Below are 13955 nucleotides of genomic sequence, written 5' to 3' on the forward strand. Positions count from 1 at the left end.
GTTTAGTTCAATTTTTTATAGATGCTAATATAATTGTACTATTCGTGATTGGCTACAAGCGTCAGCGTAGTGTAAACGCTATGTAAAATTTATGTAAATGATACCTCATGCCGATAACTTTTTCCATCCCTTTACAAAGAGCAGGAGACAGAGTAAAGTGATCTACAGTGTAAAATGTCCGGTTACTGTCCACATTCTAAAATTGTTTTTGTTAAAGGAGTATATAATGAAATCGAACAAACCTAGAACGTTACAAAAAAATATAGAGTTTTTCACAGCTGCACTATCCCAATGCACAGTAACTGCATGGCAGGAAGATCCGGCTGGCGTATATTGTGAAGTGGGTCGTGGCATCGTAGAGCAGATCAGCGAAGACAGCGTGAGAATTCGCAACGATAACGGTACGAAGAGCCATTATGACCGGGATATCACGATGTTCCAAACCGAAAAATAATTTTGCGTAAATATAAAAAAAAGACTAGCTTTCCGGAAAAGAGTGTTGTATACTCTTGCCACAAGGAAAGGAGGTGCGTCAACATATCTAATCACATGTTGAACGTGTCCCTTACCCGATCCACTAGCTCAAAATAAACTGATTCTGGTGGAGGCGCGGGATACGGATCAAGGTTTCAAAAAGCGCCACGGGTAGAAAAGCCGTCTTCGGACGGCTTTTTGTTTTGTCTTTTTTCGGGAGAGGTTGAAAAAACAACCAAAATATTGGAAATGAACCCTGTAGCTGAGCAAACAATACTCGCTATAATTAGGTTGCAACTCAACCCATATTCGAGGAGGCATATTGTAATGTTCAAAAATGTAAGGGGTTTCAAAACATCCATCGCTCTGGTCTTTGTTTTGTTATTCACCTCCATTATGCTGCCCGCAGGTCAGCATGCCAGTGCAGCACCGAGCTTCGCCAAAGGAGCCGATATCAGTTGGGTGCCCGGGATGGAAGCGCAAGGCTACAAATGGAAAGACAAAAACGGCGTGCAGCGTGATATTATTGATATTTTGAAAAATGATTACCAGATCAATTCCGTTCGTATTCGTGTCTTTGTTAATCCTTCGAATGATTATGGAAACGGTTACATGAACAAAGATCGTGCAGCTGCTCTGGCCCTGCGTGCCAAAAATGCAGGCATGAGTGTCATGCTGACCCTGCACTACAGCGATTCCTGGGCTGACCCGGGTCAACAAACGAAACCTGCGGCCTGGAAAAACTACACGTTCCAGCAGCTGATGGACGCTGTATGGAATCACACGCGTGAAGTTATGATGGCCATGCAGAGCAAAGGTGTAACCCCGGACTGGGTACAAATCGGTAACGAAACAAGCAACGGTATGTTATGGGAAGACGGAAAAGCATCCACCAACATGAAAAATTATGCATGGCTGGTGAACACGGGCCACAATGCCGTGAAGTCCATCAGCACCAACACCAAAACAATCGTTCACTTGGCGGGCGGAGATGATAATGCCCTCTTTGTATGGAATATCGGTGGACTGATCAATAACGGTGCCAACTTTGACATGATTGCCATGTCCCTCTATCCTTCCGCTTCCGGCTGGAACACCGCTGTCACCAATGCTGTGAACAACGCCAAGGATCTGATCAACCGGTATGGTAAGGAAATTATCGTTTCTGAAATAGGCATGGATAATAATCAGGCAGCGGCAGGCAAAAGCTTCGTTGCGTCGATGAAAAACCAAATCCGCAACCTGCCTAATGGCAAAGGTAAAGGTGTATTCTACTGGGAGCCTCAGGCTACACCAGGTTATAACGGCGGGTACGGCAAAGGCGCATGGCAGTCGAATATGATGCCAACGGCAGTAATGGAAGGATTTATCGACTAAACACGGGAATAAGTGACTGGTGAGCAGCAGGTGGCCGTTACGGTTACGGATCGTTCTTTCGATCACTGTTATCCCCCGATTTTTTGAATGTCCTATTCCATAGGACAAAATCCGGGGATAAAGGCGAACGCTACCGCTTCTTCAGAATCGATTCCGTTCCCTTCACTACGTTGGCTGCTTATGAGACACTTCTAAAATGTGTTAAGTAGGAATTTGGGGTAGTAAAAAGAAAAAGCGCTACTTCCGTTGGGGAGTAGCGCCTTTTTTTGATAGTTGTAGTGAGTTTGTATGGGTAGTTGCGTTAAGCTAGTTCAGTTCGGCTAGATAGGTTAGATCGAATTCGTTGGATTGGTTTCTGTTAACTAGGAACGCTTGATGAATCTGAACGTAAATAGTCTTATCGCTCATATACTTATATAATTAAGATAAAAGATTCAGACAGCACATGTGCAACCTTATTTCAAAGGTGGGGAATATATGGGATTTTTAAAAGAATTGGGTCAGTTTGCTGGAGAAGTTACCGGAAAAGTACTTGGCGGCACCGTACGAGTGGCCGGAGAACTTACTGGGAGTCCATTCATTAAAAAAATTGGTAATGGTGTAGAAAAAGCTACGATTAATACAGGGAAAACGGTAGGACAACTTGCTAGCGGTACATATGATATGGCGAGTGGTGTGATCAGAAAAGACAATACAACGTTAGATGCGGGACTTGCCGATATTGGAGGAGCTGTTTCTAATACAGCTAAAGGCGTAGTTTTATCAGCTAAGTATGTGTATAACGGTGGCAAAGATGTGGTTGTTGGCATGAAAGACGAGGATATGGAGAGAGTAAAGCTCGGGGCCAAGAATCTAATTGCCGCTGCCGCAGTCACTACATTGGCTGTAGGACTCGTTGAGGTTGTAGAAGGTGTTGAAAGTATCGAGTCGGCAGAGTCCGTAGAATTGATAGCAAATCCAAATATAGATGATGTTACACCTCACTAGCTTCGAAAATTATTGAACTACAACTTCATAAGAAAAAATGGACGCTAATCATCATTATGATTGGCGTCCATTTTTCATCTTTCAGTTCAATTCAATTACTTCACTTCGCCTACAACCGTAAAGCGTTCGTTCTGATGCTGCGGGTTCTCGATCTCATCAATCAAAGCGATGGCATAGTCAGCATAGCTGATGTAGCTGTTGCCTTCACTGTTCATCAGAATCTGATCTTTACCCGATTGATATTTGCCTGTGCGTACACCCTCTGGATTAAAAAATCCCGCCGGGCTAAGGAACGTCCACTGGATACCTGAAGAAGCTTGCAGATCCTGCAAGTTTTTACCCTGGTTGGTTGCTGTTGCTTTGTATGCATCAGGGAATCCTGGAGAATCGACTACTCGCAATGTTTTTGTTTCATCCGTGAACAGACTGCCTGCACCACCAACAACGATCAGACGAGTATTCGGCGCCTCTTTCAGAATGTTAATCAAGGCTTGTCCTGCCTCTACATGCAGATTCTCTTTCCCGGCAGGTGCACCGAATGCATTAACGATCACGTCGAATGATTTGGCATCCTCTGCCGTGAGGTCGAATACATCCTTTTCAAGTACATTCAGACTTTTATCTTCTACCTTAGATGCATTACGAACGATTGCTGTCACTTCATGCCCTCTATCCAACGCTTCTTTCAAAATCAAATTACCTGCTTTGCCTGTCGCGCCAATGATTCCAATCTTCATCATAATCTCTCCTTTGTGATTAGGCTCTGTTAAATTTCATAATGTAACTATATTAGTTACAACATAAATTGTCAACTTCACCTCTCTATAAAAAGCGTCCAGGTTCCCCCTTAATATGAACAACCAAAGTACATACCAAACCACCACGCAAAAAAAGACCTCCATAACGTAATTAGTACAAGACTAATCCGCTATAGAGGTCGCGATTCACAACTATTAACAATCTTTATCCGGTACGCCTGCTTCTTCTCTCGTACGGAAGGATGAACCACAGCCGCAAGTTGCTACTGCGTTCGGGTTATGAATGGTGAAACCGCCGGACATACCGGATTCTTCAAAATCAATTTCCAGTCCATTCAAATACTTCAGGTTTTCCTTCTCTACAACAACCTTCATATTCTGAATATCCATATAGAGGTCCTCATCGGACTCTTTATCGTCAAAGCCCATGGCGTACGAAAATCCGGTACAACCGCCCGGTGCTACGCCCAGACGCAAGAACATACCAGGTGTCTCTTGCTGTGCAAGCATTTCTTTCAATCTGTCTGCAGCTGTTTCGCTGATGCTAATCATGCCAGGTCACTCTCCTTTTTCATATAAAATCATGTTCAAAAAGGGCGCTTTTCAGTACCAAGAAGATAGGATGAAGATAGAAATGGAGTAGCGGAGCGTAGGCAAAACTACGTGAGCAACGGACATTTCGGCTGAATCCCATATTCGACGCTGAGATGCCGCTAGGCATCCTTCGTAATCAAAAGCGTACTTTTTGAACAAACTTTCGTTAACTCTTCTTTAAATTATACTCCACCCCGTCAAGGGGCTCAAGTCATCTTTGCCTGTTTCCGCGTTCCCCCTTAACTCCTTTTTCTTCCCAGTGTATTGAACCCCCGGGACACGAGGTTTATAATGAGTAGGTGATCGCTTTGAAATGTCGATATTTTGTCATGACTTATTCGAGTGTTGATCATATATAGAGTTGTAATTTTTTTCACATTTCGAGACTGTTCGCAGTCCCCAATGCATATAGAGTCACAAGACTCATTTTGATGAAAAATTTGCTTTACGTACGCAGCGAAGGCTGCACCGGGTAAATAAGAGTTAGTCCATAATAAGAAGCGGCAGATGACCGCATCTTTTCTATGTAGTTCTGTAAGTAAGTCCTACACACAACTCGATTCCGGTTAAGAATAGGAGGATACAACATGTCTACATTGGTAACACCGTTCACAGACAAAAGAATGGCTGAAATCATTGAGAAAGTGCAGAACGGCGTAAGGCTGACCGTAGAAGACGGCGTTTATCTGTATGAATCGGATGATCTGCTGACTTTGGGCCAACTGGCCAATGAGGCCAACCTGCGTAAGAATGGCAAGAAAGTTTATTTTATTGAAAACATGAGCCTTTATTTTACTAACGTATGTGAAGCTCACTGCGCTTTCTGTAACTTCCGCAAAGATCAGGGCGAAGAAGGCTCTTACACGTTGTCCGGTCAGGAAATGATTGATTACGTAGAACAGCATATTCACCCAGGTGTACGCGAGTTCCATATTGTAGGCGGACATAACAACCATGTTCCTTTTCAATATTATGTCGATTCCTTGCGTGCTTTAAACGAGAAATATCCGGACGTTACGCTGAAAGCCTACACAGCGGCCGAGATTGATTTCTTCACTCGCATCAGCGGACTGAGCATCAAGGAAGTACTACAAGAACTGCAAAAAGCAGGTCTGAAATCACTGACTGGTGGCGGCGCTGAGATCCTGTCCGATGAATACCGCAAAAAAATGCGCGTAAACAAAGCGAACGTTGACCGTTATCTGGAAGTGCACCGTACTGCTCATCATCTGGGCATGCGCACCCATACCACGATGCTTTATGGATCCATTGAGTCCTATGAAGATCGTGTCAACCATATGGTACAGATTCGTGAATTGCAAGATGAAACCAATGGATTTATGGTCTTTATCCCGCTTTCCATGCAGCCGAAAAGCAAAAACGCCAGCATCATGCGTCGTAACTCTGCATACGAGGATCTCAAAACGATTGCGATCAGCCGTCTGATGCTGGATAACATTGATCATATCAAAGCCTACTTCATCAACATTGGTCCACAGCTGACTCAAGTCGCTCTGGGATTCGGCGCTTCGGATGCACACGGCACAATCGTTCGCGAACGGATTAGTCATGCAGCAGGTGCACTAACGCCTGAAGGACTTACCCGCAAAGAGCTTATTTGGTTAATTAAGGGTGCTGGACGCATTCCGGTAGAACGTGATACGTTCTACAATGAAATTCAAGTGTACGAATAACATGTAGCATGAGCATCATTCCCATAAGCGACTTTCATTCTACCCGGGAGCGTTTGGCATGGAGTGGTGCAGATTGCTGAAGCATATCTGTAATTTTAAATGCCTATTTTCAATTATTTCAAATCCAGATTAAAAAACAGGAGCAGCTATGTTATTGCATAGCTGCTCCACAGGTTACAGCCCCGTTCACACGGGACTGATGCAGAAAGGAAGCCGAGTCATGAAAAATTTCGTCATTCTCGGAGGCGGCTACGGTGGCCTCACGATCATCAAGGAACTTCTGGAAGGCAAGATCCCGTCAGATACACAAATCGTGTTGGTGGACCGCAGTCCCTTCCAAGGATTGAAAACTGAATATTACGCACTCGCCGCAGGGACCGTATCCGATTATGACCTGCGTATCCAATTTCCAGTTAGTGACAAAGTCACTTATCGTTACGGAGAAGTAACTTCGATCGACTTGGAACAGCGTCAGATTGAATTTGAAGGCCAGGACCCGTTGGAGTATGACAAGCTCGTAATTGGACTTGGATGTACAGACCGATTCCACAATACGCCGGGAGCCGAGGAATATAGCTGTACAATTCAAAGCTTCAGCAAAACACGGGAAACCTACCTTCGTCTTAACGAAGTTAAAGCTTATGGTAATGTGCATATCGTCGGCGGTGGATTGAGCGGCGTCGAGATGGCTGCCGAGCTTCGTGAGAGCAGACCGGACCTGAACATCAGCATCCTGGACCGTGGTGAACGTGTATTATCCGCTTTTCCGCAGCGCTTGTCTGCTTATGTTCATGAATGGTTCGGCGAACATCAGGTCGAGACACGTGGGCATATTGCCATTTCCCGACTTGAACCAAACGCCATTTTCAACCGAGATGAAGAAATTCTAACGGATGCGGTAGTCTGGACTGCCGGAATTCAGCCCGTAAAAGTCGTACAGGATCTCGATGTGACCAAGGATCCACAAGGTCGTGTCGTACTGAACGAATATTATCAAATTCCGGAATATACCGATGTCTATGTAGTAGGTGATTGCGCCAGCGTGCCTTATGCACCAAGCGGTCAGGCTGCCGAAGTACAGGGTGAACAAATCGCCCATATTCAGCATGCCCTCTGGAAAGGCGAAAAGCCCAATCCGCAGCCGCTCAAGCTTCGTGGCACACTCGGTGCACTCGGCAAGAAGGCTGGATTTGGGCTGATGGGCAAGACGTCCATGATGGGACGTGTGCCACGTATTTTAAAAAGCGGCGTGCTCTGGATGTCCAAGCGTCATCTCGGTTAATCGAGATCCAACTCATCCCAGGCATCGGCTTCGGCAATTTTGGCCAAAATGGCGTTATATAAATCCTCCACTTTATCAGTGATGACTAACTCGCCATTCACCAGTGCAAATGGAGTCATGTAACATTGGCCGCAATTGCTGAGGCAGCCGTATTCTATCACATCATAGTCTGGATTTTCTTCCAGTTGATCCATGACTTCATCTGTGCCAAAATGCATATTATTGGCACAAAATTCAATAATCGGTCTCATGTAGGTTCACCTGCTTTGTTTGACCATTTTAATTTATGGCCATTTGTAATATAATATAGTGAGGAAAGGAGTTGAAAAAAAATGAGCGAAAACGCACAAAGCACCATGTATGATGAGGTATCTGACGTGCTTGACAAACTTCGTCCGTTCCTGCAACGCGATGGCGGTGACGTGGAACTGGTCGACGTAGAGGATGGCATCGTTAAGCTGAAACTGGTCGGTGCCTGCGGCAGCTGCCCAAGCTCCACCATTACCTTAAAAGCCGGGATTGAACGTGCCCTTCTTGAAGAAGTTGACGGTGTCGAAGAAGTCGTACAAGTATTCTAATCAATCCTTCACGAAATAAACCTCAAGAGCCTTTCGCTTCACCTGAAGCGGAGGGCTCTTTTTTTGTGCTATGCATCCTCACGCTGTATGTTAGGACGAATCGGATCAAGTCCTCCAGATACATCCATAATGTTACCGGTTATAAAATCGGAATGATCCAGACACAGATAAGTAATCACCCGCGCAATATCTTCACCGCTTCCAGGACGTCCTCTCGGCGTTTCCTCGTCGGTTATACCTGCCATCTCATCAATCGTTTTCTCTTTGTTAGCACCGCGAATATCACCTGGACAGACCATATTAACCGTAATGCCGTAGGGAGCTTCCTCCACAGCAAGTGTCTTTGTAAATGAAACCAGACCTACCTTCGCAGCTGCATAAACCGCCCGATGAGGCCATGACCTCGCTTCTCCCGCATGACTGAAGCCAAAGTGGATAATTCGTCCCCACTGCTTGCGCCGCATCTCCGGCAATACACGCTGATCCAGCAACATCGGTCCAAGCAGGTTTCCTTGCACAAGCATCTGAACCTCATCTACGGAATACTCGGCAAACAGTCGACGTTCACGGACAAAAGGACCCGCGTTGTTCACGAGAATATCAATGCTGCCCAGTTTCTCTTCAACCGTTGCAACCAGCATGGTGATCTCTTCTGTCTTGGAAATATCGGCCTGGACGGCAATACACCGCACACCCTTGGCTACGATCTGAGCCTCTAACGCCTCAGCTTCCGTACGACTATGTACGTAATTCAGCGCAATATGGCAACCCTGATCCGCCAGACTGAGGGCCGTCATTTTACCAAGACCTTTGGCACTTCCCGTTATGAGGGCAATCTTTCCCTTCACGTTCATCCCCCTCTTCAAAGAGCAGTCACTCATCCAGTATAAAAGATTTATCATCCCCCCACAACTCGCGTTTCCCACCAATCTGTACCATTTGCAAAAGAGTGTAAATTAAGGACTAAATACTCAGCTTTCAAACAACTAAAATAAAATGAATTAGGTCTTTCGGAGTAAAATTTACCCTTTATCTCCAGAATTCCCTTGTCTGGTCCGGATGCCTATGTTAATGTCGATAAGTCCTTATTTTCTTATGAATATAACGACACAATACATATGTTCATGTAAATGACAACATTGCATGACACCTTCGAAAGGAATATAGCGTAAATGAAAAGATGGTTAGCCTCTCTACTCACAATTTTGCTTATCGCCTCATTTCAAGGTCCATTCTCGACCACAGTATCTGCAGAAAGTGAAAGCAATAGCTCCACCGAAGATTATCAATGGATTGACGGGCCTTCAAACGTAGTACTTGATAACAAAGCAACATTAACCGTAGCCGAAAACCTATCCTATCTCGATGCAGCTAACACCCAAAGGTTTCTGGAGGACACCGACTCCTTCCCCAATGGAACGGAAATTGGAAGTATCTATGGCGCCGGCGAAAACTCTAACTGGTATGTGATCTTTGAATATAACGATACCGGTCATGTCGACGACAGTGAGAAAGACGATCTGGACGCCGATGAACTGCTCGATAGCTACAAAAGAGGAACAGAAGAACAAAATGAGAAAACATCACCCGAAAATCAGCTGTTTATCACTGGGTGGGAGATTGAGCCCGCCTATGACAGCACCAAACATCAATTGATCTATTCTCTTGGCCTTGAGGATGCAGAGCGGGAAAAACTCGTCAATTACAATGTGAATGTACTCACCCGCGAGGGATACATCGGTGTTATCCTTGTTACGGATAGTGCCAATTTTGAAGAAAACCGTAAACAGTTTGAAAGCTCCGTGCTTAACCAACTCAACGTGACCAAAGGAAACACCTATGAAGAGTTTGATGCATCGATAGACAAAAAATCAGAACTCGGCCTGACCAGTCTGATTCTCGGTGGTGCTGGTGTAGCTGTAGCTAAGAAAGTTGGATTATTGCTTTTGCTCAAAAAAGGATGGTTTGTCATCGTGGCCGCTATTGTTGGTGCATTCGGATGGATTCGTCGCAAGCTGACCGGCCGCAAAAAGGATGCTGACCCAGAAGATCAGAGTTCGCTTTCTCCTGCTGAAGAAGCTTACCAACAGCATGCTGCTGGACAGGAGTCCACACATTCTGATAGCCAACAGACAGATGGACGTTCGGATACTGATCCGAATCCGAATAAACATTAAAGCTTATAAGTAACGTACTTAAAGTGCTCTTACATCGAAGCACTCTTTAATATGATGTACACAACAAAAAGCCCCGTATTCTCCATAAAGAGAATGCAGGGCTTTCTTTAGTAGTTCCATAACATGTGGAGCCGAGTATACAATGTATTTTCAGCTTAATCGTTCAGCTTAAAACGCAGGTTCTACAGCACCTTGATAACGATCTTTGATGAATGTTTTAACTTCTTCGGAATGCAGAGCTGCAGCCAGTTTTTGGATAGCATCTGCATCTTTGTTATCTTCACGAGATACGAGGATGTTTGCATAAGGGTTACCTTGCAGGTCCTCAATCAACAGCGCATCCTTCTCTGGGTTCAGATTGGCTTCCAGCGCGTAGTTGGCGTTGATGAATACCAGGTCTGCTTCATCCAGTTGACGAGGCATCATGGCTGCATCCAGCTCGATGATATTCAGGTTTTTCGGATTAGCTGTAATATCCTGAATCGTAGAAGTGATATTTGTGTTGTCTTTCAGCGTGATAAGTCCTTCTTTTGCAAGCAACAACAGTCCACGACCGCCGTTTGATGGGTCATTAGGAATGGCTACTTTTGCGCCGTCTTTCAACTCATCCAATGATTTAATTTTTTTGGAATAGCCAGCAAATGGCTCAACATGCACAGGTGTTACAGCAACGAGGTGGAAACCACGTTCTTTGTTCTCTGTATCCAGGTAAGGCTGGTGTTGGAAAAAGTTCGCATCCAGTTGTTTATCTTCAAGCTGTTGGTTAGGTTGAACATAATCATTGAAAGTCACGATTTGCAAGCGAATGCCTTCAGCTTCAAGTTCAGGCTTGATGCTTTCCAAAATTTCAGCATGTGGTGTTGGTGATGCTCCCACTTTCAATTCTACGGTGCGCGGTGCGCCTCCAGCATTGTCAGCGCCGCTGTCGGAATCCTTGTTGTTTCCGCAAGCCGCAAGAACCGCGATCAGCATAATGCTAAGTAGAGCAAAAGACCATTTTTTCATGTGTAAAACCCCTTCTCCAATAAATTTTTTTTGCATTTTGCACCAAGTCGATACCGAATCAGGCAAATGCTATATATGTGTTATTTCCTGGTGAACCATTTAACCAAACGATCGCCAGCCATCTGAAGCACTTGCACCAGAATGACCATAAATACAACGGATATAATCATAATTTCATACTGATAACGGAAGTATCCATAGTTGATTGCCAATGTTCCCAGACCTCCACCACCAACCATTCCCGCCATCGCCGTGTAGGAAACAAGGGTAACGATTGTAATGGTGATCCCGGCTAACAGACCCGGCAATGCCTCTGGCAGAAGTACGCGCCGTACAATCTGTCCGGTTGAAGCGCCCATCGCCTGTGCCGCTTCAATGACGCCACGATCCACTTCACGCAGTGTAGTTTCCACCAATCGGGCAAAGTATGGAGCTGCGGCAATGACGAGCGGTGGTATGACACCCAGCACTCCTGTAGCTGTGCCGACCAGTGAACGCGTAAACGGAATGAGTGCAACAATCAAAATGATAAATGGCACTGAGCGCAGAATGTTTACAATGAACGATAATATCGTGTACACCACTTGGGACTGGATCGAAGCCGACCTTGCCGTCATAAACAGCAATACGCCTAGCGGCAGACCAATGATGATCGTGAACAAGCCCGATGCTCCCAGGATTTGCAGTGTTTCAATCGAAGCCTTACCGATTTCTTCCCAACGTACCGTTGAAAAATCCATTTAACGAAGCACCTCCACATCAAGTCCCTGATCCACTAACTCTTTAATGGTGAGATTAATCTCATCTGACTGTCCCTCGAACCGAACGGTCAGCTGTCCATAGGGAACTTGTTTGATGGTTGAAATGGTGCCTTGCAAAATGGCGAAATCCACTCCTGTTTTACGAACCGTTCTGGACAAAATCGCCTCATAGGTTTTATTGCCCAGGAAGGATATTTTCACAAGCTTAGAAGCTCCGTCCGTCTGTAATGAGACATCTGCACTCGCCAGAGCGGTCTCTTCCAATGCAATTCCAACCTCATGGTCCCGCATCATAAAGTCACGCGTAATGGCATGCTGTGGCTTGAGGAATACTTCCGTCACCGGCCCTTGCTCCACGATGCCTCCCTGATGGATAACCGCCACCTGATCACAGATATTCTGGATCACGTGCATCTCATGGGTGATTAGCACAATCGTGAGGTTGTACTTTTCATTGATATCCAGCAATAACTTCAGAATCGAATCGGTTGTCTGGGGATCAAGTGCCGATGTGGCCTCATCACACAACAGCACGTTCGGATCACTCGCGAGTGCTCTCGCAATACCGACCCTTTGCTTCTGTCCGCCTGACAGCTGGGCCGGATATTTATTGCTGTGGTCCTCCAGCCCAACCAATGCGAGCATTTCCTTCACTTTCCGATCAATGGCAGCCTTGGGCGTATTAACGAGCTTCAAAGGAAAAGCCACATTATCATATACCGTAGCTGAGGATAACAGATTAAAGTGTTGAAAAATCATGCCGATCTTACGCCGTTGTTGTTGCAAATCGGACTTATTGAGATCGGTTAGGTTGATACCATCAACCCAAACCTCGCCTGCCGTGGGGCGTTCGAGCAAATTGATACAACGGATCAATGTACTCTTGCCTGCACCGGAATGACCGATAACTCCAAATATTTCACCCTTGCGGATATTCAAATTTAGTTCCGATAAGGCCGTCGTACTTTTTGAACCTTTACCGTACGTCTTGGTTAAACCTTTTAATTCAATCAAAATTACTGCTCCTTCCCACTGCCTACATGTATCTTTACCCGAATGAAAGGAAAACTCCCCTTCATCGTACAAAAAAAGAGCCCTTTTGCAGAAACAAAAAGGGCTCTTCACGTGAAAGATTATACCTTCTCATCTGCCAAAATCGTGCCCTGCACCATTTTGTAGGAATTAGCACCTAACATCTATAAAGTATGACACAGCTGTCATGCAGTTATAAATCGGTTGCCGGGCTTCATCGGGCCTGTCCCTCCGCCGCTCTCGATAAGAAATATTTAATTTATAAGTTCAGTAGTAGTTATAATGTTAATGTCATAAATGTTAATTCCATCTAACTGTCAATCAGGAACTCAGTATAATCCAAGTATTCCGATTTGTCAAAGGCAAATATTACAATTCAAATCACTTTGGCGGTTGAGCCACTCCCTGCTTATGCCACTTCTTGTTGATGTAGCCGTACGCTGCTTTTAACGTCTTACATACCATGTCTACGCCCTCGCGGAGTTCCAAAAGATGCTGATCCAGGTCCTCCAGCTTCACTTTCCCCTGCAAAGTTTGGTGTAGCTGCCACAGATCATCCTGCATTTCGGAATTCATGTAATGAATCTCCATGTTTCGTCGTTTACGTAATTTGCTCATTGGCTCACGGTAGGAATCTTTAATCTGGATGAGTTCGTTGGCAAGAACATAATGCTGCTTGTCATATCCGAACTGTCTTAATACGGTAAAGTAAGAATAATGTGTTTTAACGTTGGTTGTGTTCAGCTCAAACATTTCATTCAACACTGTACCTAACTTATCCAGAATGGCAAAACATCGGATGAAGCCATCCTTATAGAAATAGACGTAACGGGCATACTCTGCTTTTTCTGGTAATGTCATATCATCCGTAGAGCCCGCTTTGACTTTCTGACGGAAATGGGAAGCTGCAAAACAGCTTTGCTCCAGTTCATCCAGCGAAGAGATCAGTCCCTGGGTCCATATATACAGTTTACGAAAATCATGGGTAGGATCATGGTCCACATGCATCTGTCGCTGAAATAGCTCAAGCGTATCCGCCATCGCCTCCATCGCGTCCTTAAGTATGCCTTCGTTCTTACGTGGCTTTTCACCCAGCAACGTTCGCAGCATATATAGCCTCCTCTTTCCACTCTGCAGATCATAAAATAATAATAATAATAATTCATCATATTAAACAAAATCGGAATCAGAGTAAACGTATGACCGCTGCTTACAATAGGGTGCCCTGACACGCCT

At 45.0% G+C, this 13955-nt stretch carries 15 protein-coding genes and 1 riboswitch; of the genes, 7 read left to right on the plus strand and 8 right to left on the minus strand.

The window, feature by feature from the left end; genetic code table 11:
- Positions 1-226: 226 nt before the first annotated feature.
- The 3 genes from MKY42_RS27120 to MKY42_RS27130 all read left to right on the plus strand — a co-directional run bounded on the left by MKY42_RS27120 (position 227) and on the right by MKY42_RS27130 (position 2838).
- Positions 227-454: a hypothetical protein gene (locus tag MKY42_RS27120; protein ID WP_072735535.1), complete on the plus strand. Its 228-nt coding sequence runs from the start codon at positions 227-229 to the stop codon at positions 452-454.
- 416 nt (positions 455-870) lie between these two features.
- Positions 871-1851: a glycosyl hydrolase 53 family protein gene (locus MKY42_RS27125; protein WP_256222495.1), complete on the plus strand. Its 981-nt coding sequence runs from the start codon at positions 871-873 to the stop codon at positions 1849-1851.
- Between the two features lie 477 nt (positions 1852-2328).
- On the plus strand, positions 2329-2838 hold the full coding sequence (locus MKY42_RS27130) for a hypothetical protein (RefSeq protein WP_090904518.1): 510 nt from the start codon (positions 2329-2331) through the stop codon (positions 2836-2838).
- 95 nt (positions 2839-2933) lie between these two features.
- Here the strand turns inward: MKY42_RS27130 and MKY42_RS27135 are convergent, their stop codons facing one another.
- Together MKY42_RS27135 and MKY42_RS27140 are read right to left on the minus strand one after the other, a co-directional pair.
- Positions 2934-3575: an NAD(P)-dependent oxidoreductase gene (locus MKY42_RS27135; RefSeq protein ID WP_090904519.1), complete on the minus strand. Its 642-nt coding sequence runs from the start codon at positions 3573-3575 to the stop codon at positions 2934-2936.
- A 216-nt stretch (positions 3576-3791) separates the two neighbouring features.
- The gene (locus tag MKY42_RS27140) at positions 3792-4148 is read right to left on the minus strand and encodes an iron-sulfur cluster assembly accessory protein (RefSeq protein WP_064635713.1); all 357 of its coding nucleotides are present in this window, start codon (positions 4146-4148) and stop codon (positions 3792-3794) included.
- 629 nt (positions 4149-4777) lie between these two features.
- On the opposite strand from MKY42_RS27140, the gene mqnE reads away from it, so the two are divergent.
- Both mqnE and MKY42_RS27150 read left to right on the plus strand, forming a co-directional pair.
- On the plus strand, positions 4778-5884 hold the full coding sequence (gene mqnE, locus MKY42_RS27145) for an aminofutalosine synthase MqnE (protein WP_090904520.1): 1107 nt from the start codon (positions 4778-4780) through the stop codon (positions 5882-5884).
- 220 nt (positions 5885-6104) lie between these two features.
- Positions 6105-7166, plus strand: coding sequence for an NAD(P)/FAD-dependent oxidoreductase (locus MKY42_RS27150; RefSeq protein WP_076290910.1), 1062 nt, complete (start codon positions 6105-6107; stop codon positions 7164-7166).
- Here the strand turns inward: MKY42_RS27150 and MKY42_RS27155 are convergent.
- The gene (locus MKY42_RS27155) at positions 7163-7417 is read right to left on the minus strand and encodes a YuzB family protein (protein ID WP_063566116.1); all 255 of its coding nucleotides are present in this window, start codon (positions 7415-7417) and stop codon (positions 7163-7165) included. The genes MKY42_RS27150 and MKY42_RS27155 overlap by 4 nt on opposite strands.
- Before the next feature lie 81 nt (positions 7418-7498).
- Between MKY42_RS27155 and MKY42_RS27160 the strand changes: the two genes are divergently transcribed.
- The gene (locus MKY42_RS27160) at positions 7499-7744 is read left to right on the plus strand and encodes a NifU family protein (RefSeq protein ID WP_062324083.1); all 246 of its coding nucleotides are present in this window, start codon (positions 7499-7501) and stop codon (positions 7742-7744) included.
- 68 nt (positions 7745-7812) lie between these two features.
- Here MKY42_RS27160 and MKY42_RS27165 read toward each other — a convergent pair whose 3' ends face one another.
- Positions 7813-8592, minus strand: a complete 780-nt coding sequence (locus MKY42_RS27165; RefSeq protein ID WP_090904521.1) for an SDR family oxidoreductase — start codon at positions 8590-8592, stop codon at positions 7813-7815.
- A 324-nt stretch (positions 8593-8916) separates the two neighbouring features.
- Here MKY42_RS27165 and MKY42_RS27170 point away from each other — a divergent pair, with 324 nt between their 5' ends.
- The gene (locus MKY42_RS27170) at positions 8917-9921 is read left to right on the plus strand and encodes a DUF2167 domain-containing protein (protein ID WP_090904522.1); all 1005 of its coding nucleotides are present in this window, start codon (positions 8917-8919) and stop codon (positions 9919-9921) included.
- 168 nt (positions 9922-10089) lie between these two features.
- Here MKY42_RS27170 and MKY42_RS27175 read toward each other — a convergent pair whose 3' ends face one another.
- The 4 genes from MKY42_RS27175 to MKY42_RS27190 all read right to left on the minus strand — a co-directional run bounded on the left by MKY42_RS27175 (position 10090) and on the right by MKY42_RS27190 (position 13829).
- On the minus strand, positions 10090-10926 hold the full coding sequence (locus tag MKY42_RS27175) for a MetQ/NlpA family ABC transporter substrate-binding protein (RefSeq protein ID WP_072735490.1): 837 nt from the start codon (positions 10924-10926) through the stop codon (positions 10090-10092).
- An 80-nt stretch (positions 10927-11006) separates the two neighbouring features.
- The gene (locus MKY42_RS27180; protein ID WP_090904523.1) at positions 11007-11666 is read right to left on the minus strand and encodes a methionine ABC transporter permease; all 660 of its coding nucleotides are present in this window, start codon (positions 11664-11666) and stop codon (positions 11007-11009) included.
- Positions 11667-12701, minus strand: coding sequence for a methionine ABC transporter ATP-binding protein (locus tag MKY42_RS27185; protein ID WP_339846115.1), 1035 nt, complete (start codon positions 12699-12701; stop codon positions 11667-11669).
- A gap of 126 nt (positions 12702-12827) precedes the next feature.
- Positions 12828-12969, minus strand: a riboswitch (SAM riboswitch).
- A 131-nt stretch (positions 12970-13100) separates the two neighbouring features.
- Positions 13101-13829 (minus strand): Cthe_2314 family HEPN domain-containing protein, encoded by a 729-nt coding sequence (locus MKY42_RS27190; protein ID WP_179263069.1) that lies wholly within the window; start codon positions 13827-13829, stop codon positions 13101-13103.
- Positions 13830-13955: the final 126 nt, after the last annotated feature.

It is taken from the genome of Paenibacillus sp. FSL W7-1088, from assembly GCF_037969855.1.
Taxonomy (GTDB): domain Bacteria; phylum Bacillota; class Bacilli; order Paenibacillales; family Paenibacillaceae; genus Paenibacillus.